Below are 25,278 nucleotides of genomic sequence, written 5' to 3'. Positions count from 1 at the left end.
TGTAGCGGCGAGCGAAACGGGAACAGCCCAAACCGAAAGGCTTGCCTTTCGGGGTTGTAGGACACTCAACATGGAGTTACAAAGGAACGGGGTAAATGAAGCGATCTGGAAAGGTCCGTCATAGAAGGTAAAAACCCTGTAGTTGAAACTTCGTTCCCTCCTGAGTGGATCCTGAGTACGGCCGGACACGTGAAATCCGGTCGGAAGCAGGGAGGACCATCTCCCAAGGCTAAATACTCCCTAGTGACCGATAGTGAACCAGTACCGTGAGGGAAAGGTGAAAAGCACCCCGGAAGGGGAGTGAAACAGTTCCTGAAACCGTGTGCCTACAAGTAGTCAGAGCCCGTTTATGGGTGATGGCGTGCCTTTTGTAGAATGAACCGGCGAGTTACGATTACATGCAAGGTTAAGTTGAAGAGACGGAGCCGCAGCGAAAGCGAGTCTGAATAGGGCGAATGAGTATGTGGTCGTAGACCCGAAACCAGGTGATCTACCCATGTCCAGGGTGAAGTCCAGGTAACACTGGATGGAGGCCCGAACCCACGCACGTTGAAAAGTGCGGGGATGAGGTGTGGGTAGCGGAGAAATTCCAATCGAACTTGGAGATAGCTGGTTCTCTCCGAAATAGCTTTAGGGCTAGCCTCACGTAGTAAGAGTCTTGGAGGTAGAGCACTGTTTGGACTAGGGGCCCTCATCGGGTTACCGAATTCAGACAAACTCCGAATGCCAAAGACTTATCCGTGGGAGTCAGACTGCGAGTGATAAGATCCGTAGTCAAAAGGGAAACAGCCCAGACCACCAGCTAAGGTCCCAAAGTATACGTTAAGTGGAAAAGGATGTGGAGTTGCTTAGACAACCAGGATGTTGGCTTAGAAGCAGCCACCATTTAAAGAGTGCGTAATAGCTCACTGGTCGAGTGACTCTGCGCCGAAAATGTACCGGGGCTAAACGTATCACCGAAGCTGTGGGTGGACACCGTATGGTGTCCGCGGTAGGAGAGCGTTCTAAGGGCGTTGAAGCAGGATCGGAAGGACCTGTGGAGCGCTTAGAAGTGAGAATGCCGGTATGAGTAGCGAAAGATGAGTGAGAATCTCATCCACCGAATGCCTAAGGTTTCCTGAGGAAGGCTCGTCCGCTCAGGGTTAGTCGGGACCTAAGCCGAGGCCGAAAGGCGTAGGCGATGGACAACAGGTTGATATTCCTGTACCACCTCTTTATCGTTTGAGCAATGGGGGGACGCAGGAGGATAGGGTAAGCGCACTGTCGGATATGTGCGTCTAAGCAGTTAGGCTGGTAATGAGGCAAATCCCATTACCATTAAGGCTGAGCTGTGATAGCGAGGGAAATTTAGTACCGAAGTTCCTGATTCCACACTGCCAAGAAAAGCCTCTAGCGAGATAAAAGGTGCCCGTACCGCAAACCGACACAGGTAGGCGAGGAGAGAATCCTAAGGTGAGCGAGAGAACTCTCGTTAAGGAACTCGGCAAAATGACCCCGTAACTTCGGGAGAAGGGGTGCTTTTTTGGGTGTTAAAGCCCGGAAGAGCCGCAGTGAATAGGCCCAGGCGACTGTTTAGCAAAAACACAGGTCTCTGCGAAGCCGCAAGGCGAAGTATAGGGGCTGACGCCTGCCCGGTGCTGGAAGGTTAAGAGGAGGGGTTAGCGCAAGCGAAGCTCTGAATCGAAGCCCCAGTAAACGGCGGCCGTAACTATAACGGTCCTAAGGTAGCGAAATTCCTTGTCGGGTAAGTTCCGACCCGCACGAAAGGCGTAACGATCTGGGCACTGTCTCAACGAGAGACTCGGTGAAATTATAGTACCTGTGAAGATGCAGGTTACCCGCGACAGGACGGAAAGACCCCATGGAGCTTTACTGTAGCCTGATATTGAATTTTGGTACAGCTTGTACAGGATAGGTAGGAGCCTGAGAAGCCGGAGCGCCAGCTTCGGTGGAGGCGTCGGTGGGATACTACCCTGGCTGTATTGAAATTCTAACCCGCACCCCTGATCGGGGTGGGAGACAGTGTCAGGTGGGCAGTTTGACTGGGGCGGTCGCCTCCTAAAGAGTAACGGAGGCGCCCAAAGGTTCCCTCAGAATGGTTGGAAATCATTCGCAGAGTGTAAAGGCACAAGGGAGCTTGACTGCGAGACCTACAAGTCGAGCAGGGACGAAAGTCGGGCTTAGTGATCCGGTGGTTCCGCATGGAAGGGCCATCGCTCAACGGATAAAAGCTACCCTGGGGATAACAGGCTTATCTCCCCCAAGAGTCCACATCGACGGGGAGGTTTGGCACCTCGATGTCGGCTCATCGCATCCTGGGGCTGTAGTCGGTCCCAAGGGTTGGGCTGTTCGCCCATTAAAGCGGTACGCGAGCTGGGTTCAGAACGTCGTGAGACAGTTCGGTCCCTATCCGTCGTGGGCGCAGGAAATTTGAGAGGAGCTGTCCTTAGTACGAGAGGACCGGGATGGACGCACCGCTGGTGTACCAGTTGTCTTGCCAAAGGCATCGCTGGGTAGCTATGTGCGGACGGGATAAGTGCTGAAAGCATCTAAGCATGAAGCCCCCCTCAAGATGAGATTTCCCATAGCGCAAGCTAGTAAGATCCCTGAAAGATGATCAGGTTGATAGGTCAGAGGTGGAAGCGTGGTAACATGTGGAGCTGACTGATACTAATCGATCGAGGACTTAACCAAGTCATATTATATGAACAAGGCTTACTGGTTCAAACTTATTTCTTCTGTATTATCTAGTTTTGAGGGAATGATAAATTTTAAATTACCTCTTGAAAAATATCAAAAAGACATTACAATAAAATAGTGTCTAAAAAAATAGTCTGGTGGCGATAGCGAGAAGGTCACACCCGTTCCCATACCGAACACGGAAGTTAAGCTTCTCAGCGCTGATGGTAGTTGGGGGCTATCCCCCTGTGAGAGTAAGACGTTGCCAGGCTAGTATTGTTCCGCAGTAGCTCAGTGGTAGAGCTATCGGCTGTTAACCGATCGGTCGTAGGTTCGAGTCCTACCTGCGGAGCCATATTATGGAGAGCTGTCCGAGTGGCCGAAGGAGCACGATTGGAAATCGTGTAGGCGGGTAACCCTGTCTCAAGGGTTCAAATCCCTTGCTCTCCGCCATAATAATATTAATCTTGTATGGCCCGTTGGTCAAGCGGTTAAGACACCGCCCTTTCACGGCGGTAACACGGGTTCGAATCCCGTACGGGTCACCATATGGAGGATTAGCTCAGCTGGGAGAGCATCTGCCTTACAAGCAGAGGGTCGGCGGTTCGATCCCGTCATCCTCCACCATTAGATTTACTTATTTAAATAAAATTTATTACCGTCGCGGGGTGGAGCAGTCCGGTAGCTCGTCGGGCTCATAACCCGAAGGTCGCAGGTTCAAATCCTGTCCCCGCAATTTGGTCTGGTAGTTCAGTTGGTTAGAATGCCTGCCTGTCACGCAGGAGGTCGCGGGTTCGAGTCCCGTCCAGACCGCCATCTTTATGGCTCAGTAGCTCAGTCGGTAGAGCAAAGGACTGAAAATCCTTGTGTCGGCGGTTCGATTCCGTCCTGAGCCACCATTTTTACTGAGCCGATGTAGCTCAATTGGTAGAGCAACTGAATCGTAATCAGTAGGTTGGGGGTTCGATTCCTCTCGTCGGCACTTATAGCTGGCAATTTGGAATGTAATCTTAATATTAGTGGAGGGGTAGCGAAGTGGCTAAACGCGGCGGACTGTAAATCCGCTCCCTCAGGGTTCGGCGGTTCGAATCCGTCCCCCTCCACCATTTATAGGGGTATAGTTTAAAGGTAGAACGAAGGTCTCCAAAACCTTTGGTGTGGGTTCAATTCCTACTACCCCTGCCAAACAATTTTATAATGGCGGTTGTGGCGAAGTGGTTAACGCATCGGATTGTGGTTCCGACATTCGTGGGTTCGATTCCCATCAGCCGCCCCATAAAATCTTTAAGGTAAATTATTGGGCTATAGCCAAGCGGTAAGGCAACGGACTTTGACTCCGTCATTCGTTGGTTCAAATCCAGCTAGCCCAGCCAATTTGCGGAAGTAGTTCAGTGGTAGAACACCACCTTGCCAAGGTGGGGGTCGCGGGTTCGAATCCCGTCTTCCGCTCCAAAAAGTATGGCGGCATAGCCAAGTGGTAAGGCACAGGTCTGCAACACCTTTACCACCGGTTCAAATCCGGTTGCCGCCTCCATAAATATGCCGGTGTGGCGGAATTGGCAGACGCGCACGACTCAAAATCGTGTTCCGTGAGGAGTGTCGGTTCGACCCCGACCACCGGTATCATTTTTTACGAAAGAAAAACGAGAATGCTCGTCATATCAACGTTTTAGGCGTTCCTGCTACGGTGGGGACGCTTTTTTCGTTACTATAAAAACCGTCTACGAATAAGTTCAAATCTGACGCACCTGTTAATACGCATTGGAGGTCAGACAAGTCGATGAGTAGAAGAAAAAACGTGTTGGATCAACGGGAAATACGGATTATGGAGACTAAAAAAGTAGGATCAACATGGACGAGGAATCTCTAAGGGTGTACACTAAAAATCGAAAAATTGTAAATGCAACTGTTATGTGAAGGAAGAGATATTAATAATTTCGAAGAATATTGAATCAGATTAACATAGAAAAGAGGTGATTAGCAATGGAACTTGATTTAATTATAAATTCCAAAAGACGCTATGAAAATTTTATTAAGAGGGTTTCTGAAAGTAAGACTGTTTGGGGATTAAAGGGTGAAGATGGATGGTGTGTATGTGAATCGAACGAATATGAAGATACCGTAGTTATACTTTTTTGGTCGGATGAAGCATATGCACGACAATGTGCTGTGGAAGAATGGTCACACTATAAACCAACATCCATACCATTAGAGGAATTTATGAATAATTGGATATACGGAATGAATGAAGATGAATTGTTAGTCGGTGTTAACTGGAATGCGAAGTTAATTGGGTTAGAAGTTGAACCGTACGACCTGTTAAAAGAATTGGAAGAGACATTAGGAAAATAAAAGTGCTTCCTTCACAAAAAAGGATCGTCTTAATACGAGGGCTACCCTATCACAAAATCGAGCCCATCTGTTATATCGGATGTGCCTAGTGATGGACGAACATGGATGAGAAATCTCGTACTCTAGACATAATATTATCATTTAAGGAGTTTTACTCATGTATTTGCAAATCGATGATACGTTAAATATTTTAGAAAAGTGGAAAGAAAAGGGTTTTCGTAAACTTAACAACGGCACAGAAATTATTTGCCATGTACCTAAAATTTTCCCCGAAGCGTGGTTGCACGAGATATATGCCCCGTTAACTGATGAAGCGATTAATGCCTTAGAACGCAATGTAGTTTCAAAAAAAATCCCAGAAGTTTTAAAGGAATTTTACCGAAAAATGAACGGTATTAATCTTTTTTCTGATGTTTTTTGTGTAAACGGATTGAGAACTTCCTATGTACGAACTGGTAATGAATCTATCCAACCGTATGACTTAGTCACCCTAGATAGTGGGAGACACAAAGAATGTCCAAACAGTTGGTTAATATTCGGCAGCTATTCTTGGGATGGTTCTCATGTTGTGATGGATACATCTGAATCAGAAAATCCCAAAGTATTCCGAATTGAACGATGGACTACGAATATTCTACAAGAATGGAACAATTTTTCTAATTGGTTAAACAGCGAAACTTCCCGTGTTCAAACGCTTTTTGATGAAAATGGCTATGAAATAGACAGTTCAATTCCTACAATATAAAACTCGAAATTATCTAAACGAAATCAGTCGGTTTACATAGCCCAATCTATTTTAAAAATTTTACGGTAAAACGTAACCCTCGAGGGTCTATGCAATACCGTCCATAGTTGATATAATGTATGCCAACAGGTAATCGTGCGAATGAACTTTTTCGTTTTTAGCAGTCGAACGTAAGAAAACGTTGAATGGACGGCATATCTCGTACATAATTTCGTAATTGAATTTTTAGCACGACTCAAAATCGTGTTCCGTGAGGAGTGTCGGTTCGACCCCGACCACCGGTATTGATTTCAAGGTGAGAATCCTTGATGCTAAAGACTTTCAACAGTTCATGTTGAAGGTCTTTTTTATTTTCTTAAATACGACTGAAATTTACTAAAATCGAGTGCTTCGAATCTTATGCATGGGGAGATTTGATGTCAAGACGAGGACAACTTAAAATTCGACATTCAAGAATTATTATAGTTATTAGAGATGGAAAGCTAGCTGCATGGATATATTTGTTGGAATGACACCTTTTAATCGAAGTTGAGATTATCAGAACTGTCTAAACTGGTAGTGGAATAAATGAAATAGGTGTATATTACAGGTAATACATAAATAGGAGTGAAAAGGTTTGTTTCAGTTAAAAAAAGGAGACCGAATTGGTATTTTTTCACCATCATTGCCTGGTACATTTACATCACCTAATAGATTCAAACGTTCCAAACAGTTTATGGAAAGTAAAGGATTTAGTATAGTTGATGGAAGCCTTACTGGAAAGCATGATGGGTATCGATCTGGGAGTATAGAAAGTCGTGCTCAAGAGTTGAATGAACTTATTCGAAATATAGAAATTAAATGTATTATGTCATCTGTTGGAGGAAGCAATTCAAATTCTTTGCTTCCCTACTTAGATTATGAAGAAATAAAAAAACACCCTAAAATTTTTGTTGGATATTCAGATGTCACAGCAATTTTGTTAGGTATTTATGCTAAAACAGGCATTAAAACATTTTATGGCCCTTCCTTGATTTCATCATTGGGAGAATTTCCTCCGTATGTGAATGACACATTTTCATCATTTGAAGATGTGATAATAAAAAAAGAAGAACTTCCATATGAGTATCCGCTATATCCTTTTTGGACAGATGAGCAATTAAATTGGCAGACACAAAATCGTCCTAAAAAAAGTTATACAAATGAATGGATTTGTGTAAAAGAAGGTGTAGCAACAGGGCGGTTAATAGCCGGGAATTTAACGACAATGTTAAGTATATGGGGAAGTCTTTATATGCCCGCTATTCATAAGGGAGATATTTTAATGATTGAAGACTGTAAAAAAACAGCAGCGATAGTTGAAAAGAATTTTAGTTTCCTAAAAATAAACGGTGTATTTGAAAAAGTTGGCGGTATAATCTTAGGAAAACATGAACAATTTGACGATCAAGGAACAGGGCTAACACCATATGACATTTTACTCGAAGTAATCAAAGATACGAATATCCCAATCTTAGCGGATTTTGATTGCTGTCATACACACCCTATTGTAACAATGCCAATTGGAGCAACCATCGAAATAAATGCAACGCAAAAAAAAGTTCGAATTTTGACCTTTTAATTGTGAAGAGCATTCCTGGTTAAAGTTAATACTGATCTCAAATTAGTTATGCTTGTATATTAAAAAAGAAATATAACTTATTTGGTATTACTTTAATTTATGTGTAAAATTCCTCAAGAAGTTTCTGCATTTGGTTTACGTTTTTGAATTAGCAGATAGAATTCAAATGTGAACTAAAACAGAATTCGGATACCTTCCTAAAGAATTTTTTTATTGGTGGACCTTGATTACATTTAGAAAATGAATAATCTACATCATATTTTATTTGGTTCAAGGTTCTAGCAGCATATTCTTTTTCACTAATATTTAAAAACGAAGTTGTTAAGCCTTCAAAAATTTCTTGAATCACCGTTAGAGTTAGTTCTTCATTTAATCCGTTAAATGCTCTAAAGCCACCAGTTTTTCATCTTTGTAAAAAGAAAGAAATGATCTTCGCATATTAGGCAAATCTTTTTCTGTAAAATAACTTTCCATCTTCCTATTCCCTTTCTTGAGCTGTTCAGTCAAACGAGCTGAAAAATTACCAAAGACCAGAAAGTGCTATGCTCTAATCGTTGCAATTTATTTAACGCAATATGGGGAGGTAGTAGTTTATTGCTAGATCTATCAAGTTCGAGGTTGGGTTTTTTTTAGTGCCGAATAACCTAGGATAAAAAAATCGACAAATTTTGCGAAAAAACCTTGACGTTTTTGTGGGAAATATGTAATATAGATAAGGTCAGCTAATTGATTTACCTTTATTATTTGCGGGTGTAGTTTAGTGGTAAAACCACAGCCTTCCAAGCTGTTGTTGTGGGTTCGATTCCCATCACCCGCTCCATACATAGTAACTAACGCAGTGTGCCGTTTCGATAAAGAACGTTGTACTGCGTTTTTTTATTTTTTATTCTATTAGGAAAAATCAGGTGATCAACGACCATATTTAAGGAAAAAGCATATAAATGGTCATTGAGAGAGGTGGTCAACGCCCTTTCTCAAGGAAAAATCGTAAAAAAGATCATTGAGAAAGGCCATCAACGCCCTTTCTCGAGGAAAAATCATAAAAACGGTCGTTGAGAGAGGCCATCAACGCTCTTTCTCAAGGGAAAAACGTAAAAACGGTCGTTGAGAGAGGTGATCAACGCCCTTTCTCAAGGAAAAAGCATTAAAAAGGTCGTTGAGAAAGCTGAACAACGCCCGTTTTCTTTTTTGAGGAAAAAGAGGAAAAAAGCGCTCATAGAGAGTTCTTGATGGCTAAAGACGGCCAATAGGCCACGGTATCCACATAAATATCATAAAGTTTACTAATAACAACAATGTTTACAAAAACAGCCGATAAAAAAGATGCCTTACTGGCATCCAAGTATTCGGAAGGAGGACTCCCCGCCGTGTATTTGATTAAACATGTTCATCAATGACTCGGTTAGCTTTTTAGCGTTTGCTAAATCAGTTGAAGGTCTTAGGTAAATAATTTGCAGAGCATTTTTCGTTGAAAATGTTACTTGGGTTCTGTCTGAATCAACAAAAGGGCTTCCAAACGGTCCGTTTTTGTCAACTGAAATAATTAGGTTTTGTAGAGAATTCTCTCGACCATTTAAACCGAGGTATTCCTCCCCCTCCAGACCAATTCGAACAGTTAGTGGTCCTGTTAATAAATCCTGATCATAGATGCCGATTGGCACTTGATACTGTAGGGAAAAGAAATTATTTAAATCAATAGCACTTTGAACAGATGAAAGATAATTTTGTTTTTGTATTCTCCTCATGAGTGCTTCTGCAGAATGACGATAACGGTTTGGGTCCTTTCCGAACATTTTAAAAATCTGCCGCCATTCTTGAATTCCCGGTAAGTCCGCCATATTTTTATTATCTAATTCAAAATATATAGATTCTTGAAATAGCTGTAGTCTACCTCTTACCATTTGCGGAGAAACTCCAACAGTAATATCTTTGTATTCAATTATTCCAAGCTTAAGATTAGGTATCCTCTCAAGCAGTTCGTGAGAAAGCTGAATTTCCAACGGTTTCACCTCCAAATTTCACTGAAAATAGTTTATCATAAAAGGATATGAACTTTATAATTTCATTCAATACTCTCGATTGTGGGGAGGTAATATAAATGGACTTTAGAAAACTAAAAGAAGAACTAATTGCCTATAGTAAGGTAATTGGTATCGATAAAATAGGCTTTACAACTGCTGATCCGTTTACGGAATTGAAAAATAGATTGATTAGACAGCAAGAGCTAGGATATCAATCTGGATTTGAAGAACCGGATATTGCCAAGAGGGTAACACCTTCTTTGTTACTAGATGACCCGCGCTCAATTATATCGATAGCGGTTGCGTATCCGGCCAAAATGAAAATTCGTGTTGAAAGTAAAAAAGGGGAGCGAAGAGGAATTTTTTCCAGAGCTTCATGGGGAATGGACTATCATCATGTTCTCCGGGATCGATTGAAAAAGCTTGAGGAATTTATTTTATCTCAGGTTCCGGATGCCCGAATTAAACCAATGGTCGATACTGGTGAGCTCTCCGACCGAGCTGTTGCTGAGAGGGCGGGAATTGGCTGGAGCGGAAAGAACTGTTCTATTATTACCCCTGAATTCGGATCCTATATTTACTTGGGGGAATTGATTACGAGTATTCCGTTTGAGCATGATACCCCTATTGAAGACCAATGTGGAACATGCAACAAATGTATTGAAGCATGCCCAACAGGTGCTTTGATTCAAGGAGGACAAATCAATGCCCAACGTTGTATCTCGTTTTTGACACAGACTAAAGAAATGATTCCAGACGAATTAAGAGAAAAGATCGGTAATCGAATATATGGCTGCGATTCCTGTCAGACTGCTTGCCCTGTTAATAAGGGAAAGGATTTTCATTTTCACAAAGAATTAGAACCAGATCCTGAAATTGCAAAACCGCTATTAAAACCCATCTTAAAAATGAGTAACCGCGAATTTAAAAATAAGTTTGGAACGGTTGCAGGTTCGTGGAGAGGGAAGAAGCCCATCCAGAGGAATGCCATCATTGCCCTTGCCCATTTCAAGGATGAAACCGCGATTCCTGAATTAGTAGAAGTCTTACAAAAGGAAGTTAGTCCAGTCTTGAAAGGAACTGCCGCATGGGCGCTTGGGAAAATTGGCAAAGAAGCGGCACTAAATGCACTCGAACAGGCAAAAGAGTATGAAACGGATGTAGAAGTCCAAAATGAAATTATAAAAGGATTAACCTTAAATAAGGAAAAATGAGCAAACTTACGTGGTTTGCTCATTTTTGTTGTCCAGTTCAAGGTGCCATTGGCTCGAGGTCATAAGCCAACCCGTCCAAAAGGTTAAAAAGCAACCTTTCGGCCGGCTCGTCTTGTGCTTGTCGCCGATAAATAGGCACCTTTCGCTTTTCTGTTTTAAATCCCTTTTTGTTTCATATGTATGAAATGAAAGGGGTGTGGTAAGGTTGCGGAATTGTCTACAGAAACTTTTTGAAGAAAGAGTTCAGCAATTTGTCACTACTGCCAGAAAACAAAAAGAATATTATCCGAAAGCGGAAATGAAACTAGAGTCAATGGCAAAAAGGTCAGCAGAAATTATTAAGGTAAAAGCAGCGGGGAACATAGTAGAAGAATCGGTTGAAAATGAATTTCAAACAATGAAGTATCAAGTGCATTTTCAATATTTGATAAAACAAAAGGGTCTATTTTATATGGAAGAGGAGGTAGAAGAAAGGATAGCAAAGTTTAATAAAGGAATGTTGGTTATGGATGAGGAAGTTAATCCAATGGCCATTCAGGATGTTCAAACTGAAAAACCAATTTCATCAGTAGAAGAAAAACCAGAGCGTATAAGCTATCAATATAATCGTTTAAAAGCAGTACAATATGCCGAGCGCTGGTGGAACAGCTATAATCCCGCTTATAAAAGGTTTGAAAATGATTGTACTAATTTTATTTCTCAATGTCTTCATATCGGTGGGGCACCGATGAGGGGATATCCAAAACGCGGAACTGGCTGGTGGCTTCAAAGTAATAACTGGAGCTATAGCTGGGCTATTGCAAATTCACTCCGCACTTATTTACCTAATTCTAAGCTTGGTTTAAGGGCTAGAGAGGTCAGCAGTCCCGACCAATTACATTTAGGGGATGTAATTTGTTATGATTTTGAAGGGGACGGTCGTTTCAATCATAATACGATTGTTACCGGAAAAGATGCTAACGGTTTTCCATTAGTCAACGCCCATACGTACAACAGTCGCCAACGATATTGGGCTTATGAGGATTCATCTGCATATACACCTAATATCAAATATAAATTTTATACTATTGTCGATGAATAAGAACCAATTCTTGAAAGGCAGGATTCAAGTGGTATAATTGCAGGTGAGGTGAAAATTGTGTCTATTCATGTAGTCTTATATCAACCAGAAATCCCTTCCAATACAGGTAACATTGCAAGAACTTGCGCCGCAACCGATACTGCATTACATCTAATCAGGCCTTTAGGTTTTTCAACCGATGATAAAATGTTAAAAAGAGCTGGTTTGGATTATTGGGAATACGTCAATATCTTCTATTATGATTCCTTAGATGAATTTTATGAAAAGAATGATGGAGAATTTTATTATTTAACAAAATTTGGTGAAAAGCCCCATAGTACTTTTGATTATAGTGACATTACAAAAGATCATTATTTTATTTTTGGGCGTGAAACAACAGGTCTTCCTAAAGATGTCATTGAAAAAAATAAGGATGTTAGCTTAAGAATTCCTATGAATCAAAATGTCCGTTCTTTAAATTTATCCAACACAGCTGCCATTCTTATTTACGAAGCATTACGTCAGCAAAACTTTCCAAATTTAATTGAAAAAGGCCCAACTTATTAAGTTTATTAAAAAAAATAAATCAAGTTTAAGAAAAAAAGCTGCCGTATTTGGCAGCTTTTTATTGTCCGTCCCATATAATTATCCTTCGATACTTCACGCGCTGAAAAACGTGAATTCTTAGGTGGAGGCGCAATTGATTCTAGGTCACAAGCCGAAAGTCTGGTGTCTTCCGCTTTTCTAAAATGAATTAATTTTTACCTGGTTTATCGTTATAACCTGCTGTGAAGATCGCTGCTAAAAATGCAATCATAACCATTAAGATAAGGAAAAGTGACATCGTATGTATATCCCCCTAATTATCCAATTTTTCATAAATACTTACATATATCCTAATTATAGCATACTTTAAAATATGAAAAGCGCAATATTTTCAAATAAAAAGAAAAATGGTAATACTTCTTGGTCACGCATGTTCAAATGACCAAGTGCATAGAGTATATTAATCGTCTCTGATTAAGCTACAGGGGGAGGGCCTTATGGATATTTTAAAAAAGATCGAGATGTATCGTGAAGAAGAAGAAAAACTCCGTTGGGAAGGATCATTCGCTGATTATTTACAGTTGTTGAAAGAAAAGCCATGGGTAGCACAGTCTGCGCATTCACGAGTTTATAATATGATCAAAGATGCAGGGATCGAAGAAGAGAATGGGACGAAGAGGTATAAATTCTTTTGCAATCAGTTGTTTGGCCTTGAAGAAGCTTTAGAGCGGCTTGTGGAAGAATACTTCCACCCAGCAGCCAAAAGGTTGGACGTTAGAAAGCGAATATTATTATTAATGGGACCTGTCAGCGGTGGAAAGTCCACACTTGTTACAATGTTAAAAAGGGGTTTAGAGAGTTATTCGCATTCAGATAGGGGTTCTATTTTTGCAATTAAAGGATGTCCTATGCACGAGGATCCGCTCCACTTAATCCCGCATCATTTGCGAACAGATTTCCAAGAAGATTATGGAATTCGCATTGAAGGCAATCTTTCCCCGCTGAATATGATGCGTCTTGAGCAAGAATATGCCGGCAGGATTGAAGATGTATTAGTGGAAAGGATTTTTTTCTCTGAGGATAAGCGAACCGGTATTGGAACATTTAGTCCGTCCGATCCGAAGTCACAGGATATTGCTGATTTAACCGGAAGTATTGATTTTTCCACTATTGCAGAATTTGGCTCGGAATCGGATCCTCGTGCTTATCGATTTGATGGCGAGCTTAACAAAGCAAATCGGGGAATGATGGAGTTCCAGGAAATGCTGAAATGTGATGAAAAGTTCCTTTGGCATTTGCTTTCGTTAACCCAGGAGGGAAATTTCAAAGCGGGCAGATTTGCGCTTATAAGCGCAGATGAGCTAATCGTTGCCCACACAAATGAAACCGAATATCGCTCCTTCATTTCCAATAAGAAAAATGAAGCTCTACATTCACGGATTATTGTGATGCCAATTCCCTATAATTTAAAGGTGTCGCAGGAAGAAAGAATTTATGAAAAGATGATTAATGAAAGTGATGTGTCTGATGTTCACATTGCTCCACACACACTAAGAGTTGCTGCCATGTTTACTATTCTTACCCGTCTTAAGGAGCCAAAAAAGGGTGATATTGACTTAGTCAAAAAGATGCGCCTTTATGATGGAGAGAATGTGGAAGGATTTAATTCCGCAGATGTTGATGAGCTTAAGAAGGAGTATCCGGATGAAGGAATGAGTGGCATTGATCCCCGTTATGTAATCAATCGAATTTCATCAACCATTATTCGGAAAGAAGTCCCATCTATTAATGCGTTAGATGTCTTGAGATCATTAAAAGACGGACTTGATCAGCATCCATCGATAACCAATGATCTGCGTGAGCGCTATATGAATTATATTTCTTCAGCACGAAAAGAGTATGATAATATTGCGAAAAATGAAGTTCAAAAAGCATTTGTGTACTCATATGAAGAATCTGCGAAAACATTAATGAACAATTATCTTGATAATGTCGAAGCGTATTGCAATAAATCAAAGTTACGTGACCCATTAACTGGCGAAGAAATTAATCCTGATGAAAAATTAATGCGTTCAATTGAGGAACAAATCGGCATCTCAGAAAATGCGAAAAAAGCCTTTAGAGAGGAAATCTTGATCAGAATTTCTGCCTTTGCAAGAAAAGGCAAGCGATTCGATTATAACTCTCACGATCGACTCCGTGAGGCGATTCAGAAAAAACTGTTTGCCGATCTGAAGGATGTTGTCAAGATTACGACTTCATCGAAAACGCCTGATGAGCAGCAGTTAAAGAAAATTAACGAGGTTGTCGCGCGGTTGATAGATGAACATGGCTATAATTCGACATCTGCAAATGAATTACTTCGTTATGTGGGAAGTTTATTAAATCGATAATATATCAGGACTGGCAGCAAGTATCTGTCAGTCTGTTTTTTTCTACTTTTATATAAATTCGACTTCGAAGGCGCGTTCCGTTTTGAATCCAGCTCCATAAGAGTATGCTCCGGAAGCGATACCTCGCGGATCGCCTAGCCCCGCGAGGTAATAAGCCAAATAATATTAATTTTATATCTTGATTCTTGCTCCTGCGGCAAAGCAAAATCGGAGAAGTTAATGTTCACCTCGTCGCATGCCTACAAAGATGCTTATGCAGTGGTGTTGGCATCCTACCGGCTCGTCTTATGCTTGGCTACAGAAGGCTAACGCCTTCTGTGCGCATTAAGGGAGACTAAGGCACTTATCAGTGCCAAGTCTCCCTATATCGGGGCTGAGCAAGGTGCTGCCGCTTTTTGTTATTGCTTGTCCATTGTTTCTAGGCGAATAACCAATTGTCTAAATTATTTGTAAATTATTTATCGTTTCTGCATAGGATAGAGTAATCACCAAATCATTTGTTTTTTTACACTCGGGATATACTATGGCATTTGATAGAAAGTGTGCATTTTATTTTTAAAATTTCATAAGGAGGGGTTTACATTGACAGTTAACAACCATCAGTATGTGATTTCAAGAGAAGATTGGTCCCTCCACCGTAAAGGCCACGATGACCAGCAGAGGCACCAGGAAAAAGTCCAGGAGGCGATTCGAAATAATCTTCCAGATCTTATAACTGAAGAAAGCATTATTATGTCAAATGGTCGAGATGTGGTAAAAATTCCGATTCGATCTTTGGACGAATATAAAATTCGTTATAATTATGACAAAAATAAACACGTGGGCCAAGGTGACGGTGACAGCCAAGTTGGTGATATAGTAGCACGTGATGGTACAAGTGGTCAAAAGGGACCAGGAAAAGGCCAAGGGGCCGGCGATCAGGCCGGAGAGGATTATTTTGAGGCTGAGGTTTCCTTAATGGAGCTTGAGGAACAATTATTCAAGCAATTGGAGCTTCCTAACTTAAAACGGAAAGAGCAGGAAGAACATCTAGTTGAAAATATCGAATTCAATGATATTCGAAAAACAGGGTTAATGGGTAATATTGATAAGAAACGAACCATGTTAGCTGCTTTTAAACGGAATGCCATGAGCGGAAAGCCTTCATTTCATCCCATTTACAAGGATGACTTAAAATTTAAAACATGGAATGAAATTGTCAAGCCGGACTCAAAGGCAGTTGTCATTGCGATGATGGATACAAGCGGCTCTATGGGAATCTGGGAAAAATACATGGCACGGAGCTTCTTTTTCTGGATGACACGCTTTTTACGAACAAAATATGAAACGGTTGAGATTGAGTTCATCGCCCATCATACGGAGGCAAAGGTAGTTTCAGAAGAGGACTTTTTCTCAAAAGGAGAGAGCGGGGGAACCATCTGTTCTTCTGCCTACCGCAAAGCAATAGAAATCATTGAAGACAAGTACAATCCGCGGAAATTCAACATTTATCCATTCCATTTCTCTGATGGGGATAATCTTACATCGGATAACGCACGCTGCGTAAAGCTTGTGGAAGAATTAATGAAGGTTTCTAACATGTTTGGTTATGGAGAAGTCAATCAATACAATCGCCATTCGACTTTAATGTCTGCTTATAAAAATATTAAAGATGAACATTTCCGTTATTATATTCTAAAGCAAAAGTCAGATGTTTTTCATGCCATGAAAAGCTTTTTCCAAAAAGAAGAAACAAAATTGTATGCGTAATATGAAATTCAGCTCTTTTGGTAATTGGAAAACTCCAAAAATAAAGTAAAAACTTTTGCTTACAATGTAAGGGATGAAGATTGATTTGATTAGTTGAGAATCAGGCTTAATTGAAAAATGGTAAAGGCCGACAGAGCCTAAACTCTTTCGGCCTTTTTCCTTTACTCTCAAGTATTAAGGTTTTAATGAGGTTCGATTGTTTTCTTAAATCGAAACTAATTAGGAAATGTAATTAAAAGATTTTCCATACTTCAGCTTCACCTTCAACACGCAATTGCAATATGTTTATTTCCTTCGCGTCCAAGTCAATAATGCGGTCTATTTACGAGTTAGATATTCTAATTGTTTTTGTAAGTTATCTTCCAAATCATTAATTGTATCCTCAAAGTACTCACTAATTTCTTTTAGCTGATCGCCAAAAAAACGATTAGTCATAACAATTTTGACTTTTTTAAGATTACCAAGACAACCTTTAATTTGATTCATATGTTCAAATTTACTGATTTCTAAATGAGTATTGTCATTTGTTATCCAAATTGTTGAGTTATCCGTTCCAAGAAAAGGGTAATGTCTAATTAATTCATTTAATGAGACTTGGTTCCTACTAGTCATAAGTATACCATCCTTTAGTTTTATATTTAGATTATTTTACCATAAAATGTGTGAATAATGATTATTTCAAACATAACTCGAAAAATAAAGGTTGGGATACACTACTTCGCTAGATCACAAAAATCTTTTATTAAGAGGGTCATATTTTAAGAAGATTTGAAAAACTCAAAAGTATAATAGATAAACATAATAGGAATTAAAGAAACTTAATCATCTGTGATTATTCTACTTTGGCAAAAACTGTTTTGATTCCAGTAATTAAAGGGACAGCGCCAAGAACAAAAAATAGAATAAGACCTAGTTGTATTACAGTAAAAGCCGACAGAACTATGCTCTGTCGGCTTTAATCTTTTACTCACAAGTGGTAATTCATGGGTTCGCTGGTTTTCATAAATGTCAAACTGGCAGGGAATTCAAAATGGAAGGTTGTCCCAACCCCAACCTCACTTTCAACACGAATTTTTCCATCCATAGCACGAGCAATGCTATATACGACCATCATTCCAAGTCCTGTTCCATTTTTGCCTTTAGTTGAATAAAATGGTTCTCCTAAGCGTTCAATTTGTTCATTTGTCATCCCGATCCCAGTATCCTGTACAATAACGGTCACTTTATTGTAGTTTAATTCAGTACTTATAGAAAGGGTTCCGCCATTTGGCATCGATTCAATTGCATTTTTTAGGACATTGACAAAACATTGACGAAATTTCTGCCGGTCCCCTTTAATAAATCCTATCGCGGAATAGTCGGTTAATATTTGGACTGAATTTTGATTGGCTAGCGGGAGAAGAATATTTATAATTTGCTTTAGCTCATTTTTTACTTGGAGTTCTTCTAACGTTTCTAATGATGGCTTTGCAAAGGTTAAATAATCTTGAATTACTTTCTCCGCAGAATTTAATTCATCCTTAACTAATGAAAGGTATTCCTTTCTTTTGTGTCGTGGCAAATAATCATCTTGAAGCAATTGAACAAATCCACTGGCTGCAGTAAGCGGATTTCGAATCTCGTGAGAAATAGCAGCTCCCAATTGTTCAACTGCCTTTAATTTTTCTGCTTTAATCAACTGAAGTCTCATTTCCATGCTTCTATTAATAAATTCAATCGTATAGGAAATAATTCCAATACCGAGCGGGGGTATAACTAAGTAGGCAAACCATTCATCAAGCAAATTAGTATGGGGAGTGATAAACACCCTTCCACAAACAGTAAGGATTCCTAGAATCATACCCAATAAAACGGAAATTAGAATACGCTGAAGAGAATTTTGCTTCCAAAAAAATAGGTGTAACCGCTTAAGTATAATAGAAAGGGGAGCATAAAGTAATATAGTTAAATAAAATCCTGAATCTAAGCCAAAAAAGCCCCGTAAGATAATAATTGACCCCACAAGAATAGAACCAATTCCAACGTATAAACTACCAATTACGAGTGGAATAATTCTTAAATCATGACGTTCATAGGAATCTGGGCTGTATGAGAATTGAATGCAGATCCATATCAGGATGAAAAAAATAATAATTTTAGAAAAATTAGAAAATGAAAATTTTTTACATTTATCAAAAAATACCCAGCAAAAAAAAAGTAATATGATTAAAATTGCTAGGTTTAAGAATAGGTGTTTAGTAATTTCCAATCACATCACCATCCAACTTTAATGGGCTAATAAGAAAAATTTTACATGTATTTTCAACAAGTTACAACAAAATTCGAATAATTATATATATTAATTGGATATAGTATTAAAAAAGGAAGACTTAAATACTTTTAAGACATCCATTCATTTGCTCAATAGAGATAGTATTTCTTCCACTTGTTTTTGAAAAATAAAGTGCAGAGTCGGCGGACTGAATTAATTCGTCCGGTTTTGAAGATGAATCCGGTAAGCAAGTCGCTATGCCAATACTGAGGGTAACGATATTGGAAACTTCGGAACTTTCATGCGGAATCTTCAGCGACTGGATTGTCTCCTGGATGGACCGGGCTACTTTCATAGCTTCGCTCAAATCAGTAGCTGGTAAAATAAGAACAAATTCCTCTCCACCATAACGACATAAAGTAAGGTTGGTGGTCAGTTTGTTTAATACCTCTTGGGAAATGATTTTTAAACATTGATCACCTGCGAGGTGACCATATGTATCATTGTATTTTTTAAAAAAATCTATATCAAACATGAGCAGCGTAAGAGGAACATTCTTAGCTGATGACCACTCTTTTTGAAGTAACTCGTCAAAATACCTTCTATTTGATATCCCAGTTAGGCCATCCATGTAAGAGAGTCGATTCAGAAGATCATTAGCAGCCTGTAATTTTTGCTCACTTTCTTCCAATTTAATTACACTGTGCTTTAATTTTCTCTGAGCCTCGTTTAAATTTGCAACGTACAAAGCAAGAAGGTATGCAACAAAACCTCCAATCAAAGAGATAAGATAATGTATAATCAATACTTTTTTTAGAATAGCCAAATCATCTATTTTAGTTGCAATTATGATAGATATAATCATTAATCCACAAAGATTCATCACGAAAGCTTTTAGGGCAGGGCGAAAGGTTAATTTTGAAATACAACCGCATATTATACCAGTTAAGAGAACTCCAAAGGCTGCAATTATCGAATTTTCGCTAAATCCAAAAAGCAGGATCCTTCCGAGGGCAATAATAACAGCGGAAAATAAAGCGGGAATCATACCACCAAAGACAGCAACAATGACAATGACCAAATGTCGTAAATCCGCAATGATTGTTGCATTAATTTTAATACTAAATAACTTTAAAATATTCCCGAGTATCCCATATCCAATACTCCAGTATAGTTTTGTTGATAAAGGGGAAGAAATTTTTAATGGTCTATTTTTAAATAATTGCCCCATGATCGTAAATGAGGAAAATAATAGTGTTGCATTTAATACAAAATCTTTAAGCATAAATTGTGTACTCCAAGTAAGAATATAGTCCTTTCTTTTTTGTATTTTCTGGATGCTTATATCTTTCTCAAGTATACTATGAATGGAGTGTGACAAAAAGGAGTTTTGTAGATTAATCTGATATATTGTCGAAAAATAATCATGAAAGTATCCTTTAAGATACTATATGTTTCTTTTTTTTGAAAACTCGTCTAGAATAAGTGAAGGAACATCGATAGAAAGCCTTATTCAACATTTTCCGGGAAATAAAGCGTCTTTTCGACATTTTCTGACGAACATAAAGTGTGAATACTAAAAAAAGTTAAGGAGTGTTTCTATTGGCAATTTTAGTAACTGGAGGCGCCGGATATATTGGCAGCCATACGGTCTTGTATTTAAACCAGCAGGGAGAAGAAGTGATTGTCCTTGATAATCTTCAGAAGGGGCATATTGATGCAGTTCAAAATGCAAAATTTTATCAAGGGGAATTAAAGAATGAATCATTACTTGATGAAATTTTCACTTCCAATCAAATTAATTCCGTTATTCATTTTGCTGCAAACTCACTCGTTGGTGAAAGCGTGGAAAAACCACTTGAATACTACGAAAATAATGTCATTGGATCCTATCATCTTATCAAAAAAATGGTCGAGCACAATGTGAAGAACATCGTGTTTTCCTCAACGGCAGCCACTTATGGTAACCCTGTGAAGGTTCCAATCCAGGAGAATGATCCGACAGTTCCAACTAACCCTTATGGTGATACGAAGTTAGCTATTGAAAAAATGCTAAAGTGGGCTGATGGGGCTTATGGTTTAAAATCAGTTTGTTTACGGTATTTTAATGCGGCTGGTGCCGACCCTGAAGGGAAAATAGGTGAAGACCATACACCTGAATCACACTTAATTCCAATCGTTTTGCAGGCTGCACTTGGCCAACGTGAGAATGTTGCAATTTTTGGAGATGACTATCCAACCGAGGATGGAACATGCATCCGTGATTATATCCATGTCCTTGATTTAGCAGCAGCCCATTATCTTGCTTTAAAGAAGCTCCATGAAACAGAGGAAAGCGGAGTCTATAATCTTGGAAATGGAACAGGGTTCTCTGTCAAACAAGTAATCGACACTTGTCGTAAAGTGACCGGAAAAGACATTGCGGCCATTATGGCTACAAGACGAGCTGGTGATCCTGCAGTCCTCATTGCTTCATCTGAAAAAGCTCAAACAGAGTTAGGCTGGATTCCAAAGTACCCTACATTAGAAGAAATCGTATCCCATGCATGGAATTGGCACAAACATCATCCAAATGGGTATCAAAAATAAATGATAAACATTTTATTGATAAATAACTAAACCCTAAAAAAGGGATAAAATCGTGAGCAAGATTGACGATTTTATCCCTTTTTCTTATTCCGAATCTTGAGTTGTATTAAAAAAATCTCTTTGTTCCTTTTTATGCTTATTATCTTTTGAACGATTTCCCATTTTTCCATCTGATTCATAACTAAATTGTTGTGATTCTTTCTCTTTTTTCAAATCCATTGCCCCTTTCATCTATAGGATTCCCTAAGATGAACTTCCATACTGATAATTCCAGAAGTCATCTCAAATAAAATAGCGCAAATAGATGTAAATGGTACAAATGATAATGGAGAGAATCATTAATGGAAAAGCGATGGCAAAGAATTTAACAAATGAAATCTTGTAACCTTCTTTGGCAGCAAGCCCTGCTACGATGACATTTGCACTTGCACCGATTAATGTGCCGTTTCCCCCCAAGCATGCTCCAAGTGAAAGGCTCCACCATAGCGGTTCTAAATTTGTAATGCCAAGGTCGCCCATATCCTTGATCATTGGAATCATGGTTGCGACAAATGGAATATTGTCAATAAATGCTGAAGCGAGCGCACTTATCCATAAAATGAAAATCGATGTAGATTTGACATTTCCCCCTGTTAGATGAATTGAATAGTTTGCTAGAAGTGAGATGACACCTGTTTCTATTAATCCGGAAACGAGAACAAACAAGCCAATAAAGAAGAAAATGGTGGTCCATTCTACCTTTGAAAAAGCCTTATCTAAGTATTTTTCACCTGTTAATAATAGTAAAAGGAATGCCCCAGCTAATGCCACAGAAGCAGATTCTAAATGCAACAATTGATGGAAGAAGAAACCAATTACAGTAAAAATGATGGCAACTAACGATTTTATTAATAATTTTTTATCGGTTATTTCTTTCTTTTCATCCAAATCTATTAATTTTGCTTTTAATTCTTCAGTGGTTTTAAGCTGCTTTCGATAGATAAAAGCAAGAATTGCGATGTTCACAATTAAAATAAAAAAGGAGATGGCTGTCAGATTATCAATAAATGACATAAAGGTTAGTTCTTTTACTGCACTGCCAATCATAATATTCGGTGGGTCACCTATAAGTGTAGATGTACCGCCAATATTTGAGGCAATTACTTCTATTAGTAAATAGGGAATGGGGTTTACCTGTAATTGTTTTGTAATGCTAAAGGTTACAGGGACCATTAGTAAAACCGTCGTTACATTGTCCAAAAAGGCTGAACCTAGGGCGGTAATGATTCCGAGAACAACCAAAATTTTAATGGGATCACCTTTCACCTTCTTCGCTGACCATACAGCAATGTAGTTGAAAAGGCCTGTTTCGGAGGTAATCCCCACGATCATCATCATTCCAGTTAACAATCCAATTGTATTGAAATCGATATAATGTAATGCCTTTTCTTGACTAACGATTCCTAAAAGAACCATTAGTATTCCACCAGACATTGCAATGATAGTTCGATGCACCTTTTCAGTAACAATAAATGCATAGCTGACAAGGAAAACACCAAGTGCGATGAATGCTTGCGTTGACATAAATTATAATCCTCCCATTATTTTACAATAGAAAAACGTAAAAAGGAGTCTGCTGTGACAGACTCCTCCAATTAGCAAAAAAATATAAAATTATATTCCTTTTTATTTTATAAAACAATACTACTGTTGTAAAGGAATTCATGTCTAAACAAGCAGTTATTAGCCTAATTTATTAATAAGTTCAACAGTTTCTTGATGATCTCGCTTAATGATTTTATATAATGCTTTATCTGTTTCCACAAGAGGATTTCCTATTTCATCTGAAATAGGTCTGCCCTTTAAAACCTTCCATATTATGTTTTGCAACTAGTGAATGAGTCTACTTTCCTTTGCTTTTCTTCTAAAACCGCTGCTCCATTTCCCAATTGGCTCTTTTAGAACCGCCCCGAACAATAGAGTAATAATCGTTATAAATAGGAGAACGGAAAGGTCATTTTTGGCGACTGACCATTGCATTCCACCTACCGCCTCCCGCATTAAGCTAATGGCATACGAAAACGGAAGAAATGGATGAAGCCGTTGAAAAAAGGTCGGCATGACTTCAATTGGAAACGTTCCACCAGAACCGGAGATTTGCAGTACAAGCAACACAATCGCTAATCCTTTTCCGACATTCCCAAAAATGGAAACTAAAGTGTAAATAATTAACATAAATACAACGCTAATGATCAATCCAAATAGGACAAACCATAGTTTATCAGCCACAAAAGTGTGTAAAAGGAATAAATCTCCGGCTGTGACGATGATGGATTGACATAGAGCAATCGTTAAAAAGGTTAAGTACCTGCCAAAATAGACATGATTGGGATGATACGTTTCAGGCAGATTGTGCAATTCTACCGGAATGAGTGAAATCAAAAGCGTTGCTCCAACCCAAAGTGCTAAAGTCGTAAAAAATGGTGACATCGCAGATCCGTAATTAGGAATAGGGAATAATCTCTTTTCTTTTAGCAAAACCGGTTCAGCAAAAAAATCACTTTCTTTTTTCGCATCATTTTTTAATAAGGCAATGATGGAACGGATATCATTGTTTTGATCGAATTCACGAATTTGATTAGCAAGGCTTGTAATATTGCGACTGACTTCTGGGAAGGCTGCTTTAATTAAAGTGATATCCCTTTTCCCTATTGCTATACCTGTGGATGCATCATTTAGGATTTTATTGATTTCGGATAGAGTACCATCTGCTTTTGTAAAAAATTCATTTGCTTTAGTTGGGACATTTTTGGCTATATCGCTTAATTGCGCAATTTTAGGAGCAATTTGTGAGTCATATGAATTTAAAATGTCCCCAAGGATGGTGGAAGTTTCTTTTGATAATTGATTCATATTGTCAATTAGCTGCTGTGCAGGTTGTATTCCTTGTGCGAGTTGTGATTGAATGGCTTTTAAGTTGGTTAGTTCTCCTTGTAATATGTTTTGCAATTGATTTAACAGAGCTATTTCATGATTAAAGGTACTATTATTTCCAAGAGCATTTAATTTTTCAAACAAGTTGATCAATAGTGAATTCATTTTCATAAATGAGCTAATAAGATTGATGCCATCTGCAACCGCATTCTTTTTGTCCTCTATACTTGCATTTGTAGATTTGAGGACCCCGGTAATTTGCTCAATGGCTGCAGCAGTCTGTTGCAAATAAAGTAAATTTTGCTTAATGATAGGTATTAGGTTTGAAAATGATTCTTTATTACTATCGAGATAAGAATTAATTTGGTTTGAAAGCTCACGGCTGCTGTTAATGATTCCTTTAACAGCAGTTACATTTGTTTGCAGTTCAGCAACAATTCTCTCAGAACTATCTGCATCATTGGAAGCAGTATTAATTATTTTCTCTGCTTCGGAAAGATGGTCATTTAGCCAGAAAATCATCGTTTTTAGCTTTTCGATATCAGGTAAATTTTTTTGTAGATCAATCCCTAATTCATTAAAGATACTAAAAATGACTCCGTTTGCAGTTTTAACAAAATTTTTGCTAATCTCATCTTTTATTGCCGTCGCCCCTTTAGCTGTTATCTTTGGAGCAACCGCATTAATTTTTTCATTTACCGTATAAATTAGCGTGGCCTTTTCAGGATTGTCACTAATAACCGTTGCTATTTTTGCTGAGAAGTCTTTAGGAATCGTTACGCTAGCAAAATACCTGCCTTCTTTAACGCCATTATTCGCCTCTTGTGTATTGACAAATTTCCATCCTAGTGATTTGTTTTGCTTCAATGAATGAATGATTTCCTTACCGATATTGATATGTTGATTTTTTAAAACTGTACCAATATCATCACTAGAAATAGCGATAGGTATTCCTCTCGTGTTGCTGTATGGGTCCCAAGAAGCTTTAATATTAAACCAAGCATATAGCGACGGGAGGACCATCAAAGCAATCATAATGGCTGCTGTTGCCCAGTTGGTTACAATGCTTTTTAAATCATCTCGGTAAATGGTAAGAACCTTATTCATTCATGGTGACCACCTATTATATTGTTTAATAATGTTATTATCTGTCATATTGGATTGCT

General features: G+C 38.8%; 17 protein-coding genes, 16 tRNA genes and 2 rRNA genes. 27 read left to right on the top strand and 8 right to left on the bottom strand.

Features of this window, described 5'->3' with window-relative positions; translation table 11 throughout:
* The 21 genes from BN1082_RS17775 to BN1082_RS17675 form a co-directional block, all read left to right on the top strand.
* A 23S ribosomal RNA gene (locus BN1082_RS17775) occupies positions 1-2,694 on the top strand; the annotation flags it as partial.
* A 139-nt stretch (positions 2,695-2,833) separates the two neighbouring features.
* A 5S ribosomal RNA gene (rrf, locus tag BN1082_RS17770) occupies positions 2,834-2,950 on the top strand.
* A 9-nt stretch (positions 2,951-2,959) separates the two neighbouring features.
* Positions 2,960-3,034 (top strand) — tRNA-Asn (locus BN1082_RS17765).
* Positions 3,035-3,040: 6 nt separating this feature from the next.
* Positions 3,041-3,132: transfer RNA gene (locus BN1082_RS17760), tRNA-Ser, on the top strand.
* A gap of 20 nt (positions 3,133-3,152) precedes the next feature.
* Positions 3,153-3,227: transfer RNA gene (locus BN1082_RS17755), tRNA-Glu, on the top strand.
* 3 nt (positions 3,228-3,230) lie between these two features.
* Positions 3,231-3,306, top strand: a tRNA-Val gene (locus BN1082_RS17750).
* A 35-nt stretch (positions 3,307-3,341) separates the two neighbouring features.
* Positions 3,342-3,415 (top strand) — tRNA-Met (locus BN1082_RS17745).
* A 3-nt stretch (positions 3,416-3,418) separates the two neighbouring features.
* Positions 3,419-3,495, top strand: a tRNA-Asp gene (locus BN1082_RS17740).
* A gap of 7 nt (positions 3,496-3,502) precedes the next feature.
* Positions 3,503-3,578: transfer RNA gene (locus tag BN1082_RS17735), tRNA-Phe, on the top strand.
* A 10-nt stretch (positions 3,579-3,588) separates the two neighbouring features.
* Positions 3,589-3,661, top strand: a tRNA-Thr gene (locus tag BN1082_RS17730).
* Positions 3,662-3,700: 39 nt separating this feature from the next.
* Positions 3,701-3,785: transfer RNA gene (locus BN1082_RS17725), tRNA-Tyr, on the top strand.
* A 5-nt stretch (positions 3,786-3,790) separates the two neighbouring features.
* A tRNA-Trp gene (locus tag BN1082_RS17720) sits at positions 3,791-3,864 on the top strand.
* A gap of 15 nt (positions 3,865-3,879) precedes the next feature.
* Positions 3,880-3,955: transfer RNA gene (locus BN1082_RS17715), tRNA-His, on the top strand.
* 22 nt (positions 3,956-3,977) lie between these two features.
* A tRNA-Gln gene (locus tag BN1082_RS17710) sits at positions 3,978-4,052 on the top strand.
* Between the two features lie 4 nt (positions 4,053-4,056).
* Positions 4,057-4,131: transfer RNA gene (locus tag BN1082_RS17705), tRNA-Gly, on the top strand.
* An 8-nt stretch (positions 4,132-4,139) separates the two neighbouring features.
* Positions 4,140-4,213 (top strand) — tRNA-Cys (locus BN1082_RS17700).
* Between the two features lie 7 nt (positions 4,214-4,220).
* Positions 4,221-4,302: transfer RNA gene (locus tag BN1082_RS17695), tRNA-Leu, on the top strand.
* Positions 4,303-4,662: 360 nt separating this feature from the next.
* Positions 4,663-5,031, top strand: a complete 369-nt coding sequence (locus BN1082_RS17690) for a DUF2750 domain-containing protein (protein WP_090636428.1) — start codon at positions 4,663-4,665, stop codon at positions 5,029-5,031.
* Between the two features lie 157 nt (positions 5,032-5,188).
* Positions 5,189-5,776, top strand: coding sequence for an SMI1/KNR4 family protein (locus BN1082_RS17685; protein WP_090636425.1), 588 nt, complete (start codon positions 5,189-5,191; stop codon positions 5,774-5,776).
* 616 nt (positions 5,777-6,392) lie between these two features.
* Entirely contained in the window at positions 6,393-7,376 is a 984-nt protein-coding gene (locus tag BN1082_RS17680; protein WP_090636423.1) for a S66 family peptidase, read from the top strand.
* Positions 7,377-8,122: 746 nt separating this feature from the next.
* Positions 8,123-8,196, top strand: a tRNA-Gly gene (locus tag BN1082_RS17675).
* A gap of 508 nt (positions 8,197-8,704) precedes the next feature.
* Here the strand turns inward: BN1082_RS17675 and BN1082_RS17670 are convergent.
* Complete coding sequence (locus BN1082_RS17670) at positions 8,705-9,376, bottom strand: B3/B4 domain-containing protein (RefSeq protein ID WP_090636421.1); 672 nt, start codon at positions 9,374-9,376, stop codon at positions 8,705-8,707.
* A gap of 98 nt (positions 9,377-9,474) precedes the next feature.
* Between BN1082_RS17670 and queG the strand changes: the two genes are divergently transcribed.
* From queG to yhbH, 5 genes are all read left to right on the top strand, one after another.
* Positions 9,475-10,611 (top strand): tRNA epoxyqueuosine(34) reductase QueG, encoded by a 1,137-nt coding sequence (gene queG, locus BN1082_RS17665; RefSeq protein ID WP_090636419.1) that lies wholly within the window; start codon positions 9,475-9,477, stop codon positions 10,609-10,611.
* A 205-nt stretch (positions 10,612-10,816) separates the two neighbouring features.
* Positions 10,817-11,692 (top strand): amidase domain-containing protein, encoded by an 876-nt coding sequence (locus BN1082_RS17660; RefSeq protein WP_090636417.1) that lies wholly within the window; start codon positions 10,817-10,819, stop codon positions 11,690-11,692.
* A 57-nt stretch (positions 11,693-11,749) separates the two neighbouring features.
* A complete protein-coding gene (gene trmL, locus BN1082_RS17655; RefSeq protein WP_090636414.1) occupies positions 11,750-12,238 on the top strand; it encodes a tRNA (uridine(34)/cytosine(34)/5-carboxymethylaminomethyluridine(34)-2'-O)-methyltransferase TrmL in 489 nt (162 codons plus the stop codon).
* A gap of 476 nt (positions 12,239-12,714) precedes the next feature.
* Positions 12,715-14,610, top strand: coding sequence for a PrkA family serine protein kinase (locus BN1082_RS17650; protein ID WP_090636412.1), 1,896 nt, complete (start codon positions 12,715-12,717; stop codon positions 14,608-14,610).
* A gap of 582 nt (positions 14,611-15,192) precedes the next feature.
* Positions 15,193-16,359, top strand: a complete 1,167-nt coding sequence (gene yhbH / locus BN1082_RS17645) for a sporulation protein YhbH (protein ID WP_090636409.1) — start codon at positions 15,193-15,195, stop codon at positions 16,357-16,359.
* 318 nt (positions 16,360-16,677) lie between these two features.
* On the opposite strand, the gene BN1082_RS17640 is transcribed toward yhbH, so the two are convergent.
* The 3 genes from BN1082_RS17640 to BN1082_RS17630 form a co-directional block, all read right to left on the bottom strand.
* Positions 16,678-16,971 (bottom strand): hypothetical protein, encoded by a 294-nt coding sequence (locus tag BN1082_RS17640; protein ID WP_090636407.1) that lies wholly within the window; start codon positions 16,969-16,971, stop codon positions 16,678-16,680.
* Positions 16,972-17,326: 355 nt separating this feature from the next.
* Positions 17,327-18,199 carry a sensor histidine kinase gene (locus BN1082_RS17635; protein ID WP_245640481.1) on the bottom strand — a complete coding sequence of 291 codons (873 nt, stop codon included), beginning with the start codon at positions 18,197-18,199 and terminating at the stop codon, positions 17,327-17,329.
* 529 nt (positions 18,200-18,728) lie between these two features.
* On the bottom strand, positions 18,729-19,895 hold the full coding sequence (locus tag BN1082_RS17630; RefSeq protein ID WP_090636401.1) for a diguanylate cyclase domain-containing protein: 1,167 nt from the start codon (positions 19,893-19,895) through the stop codon (positions 18,729-18,731).
* A 317-nt stretch (positions 19,896-20,212) separates the two neighbouring features.
* On the opposite strand from BN1082_RS17630, the gene galE reads away from it, so the two are divergent.
* Positions 20,213-21,199 carry a UDP-glucose 4-epimerase GalE gene (gene galE, locus BN1082_RS17625; protein WP_090636398.1) on the top strand — a complete coding sequence of 329 codons (987 nt, stop codon included), beginning with the start codon at positions 20,213-20,215 and terminating at the stop codon, positions 21,197-21,199.
* Positions 21,200-21,283: 84 nt separating this feature from the next.
* On the opposite strand, the gene BN1082_RS27715 is transcribed toward galE, so the two are convergent.
* The 4 genes from BN1082_RS27715 to BN1082_RS17615 all read right to left on the bottom strand — a co-directional run bounded on the left by BN1082_RS27715 (position 21,284) and on the right by BN1082_RS17615 (position 25,219).
* Positions 21,284-21,430, bottom strand: coding sequence for a hypothetical protein (locus BN1082_RS27715; RefSeq protein ID WP_176699851.1), 147 nt, complete (start codon positions 21,428-21,430; stop codon positions 21,284-21,286).
* A gap of 51 nt (positions 21,431-21,481) precedes the next feature.
* A complete protein-coding gene (locus BN1082_RS17620; RefSeq protein WP_090636396.1) occupies positions 21,482-22,762 on the bottom strand; it encodes an ArsB/NhaD family transporter in 1,281 nt (426 codons plus the stop codon).
* A 159-nt stretch (positions 22,763-22,921) separates the two neighbouring features.
* Positions 22,922-23,068 carry a hypothetical protein gene (locus BN1082_RS27710; protein WP_176699850.1) on the bottom strand — a complete coding sequence of 49 codons (147 nt, stop codon included), beginning with the start codon at positions 23,066-23,068 and terminating at the stop codon, positions 22,922-22,924.
* Positions 23,069-25,219, bottom strand: a complete 2,151-nt coding sequence (locus BN1082_RS17615) for a YhgE/Pip domain-containing protein (RefSeq protein WP_090636393.1) — start codon at positions 25,217-25,219, stop codon at positions 23,069-23,071.
* Positions 25,220-25,278 lie beyond the last annotated feature (59 nt).

Source organism: Neobacillus massiliamazoniensis, from assembly GCF_001048695.1.
Classification (GTDB): domain Bacteria; phylum Bacillota; class Bacilli; order Bacillales; family Cytobacillaceae; genus Neobacillus; species Neobacillus massiliamazoniensis.
Note: the sequence above shows the minus strand (reverse complement) of the source record. Positions and strands in the feature narration are given on the sequence as shown.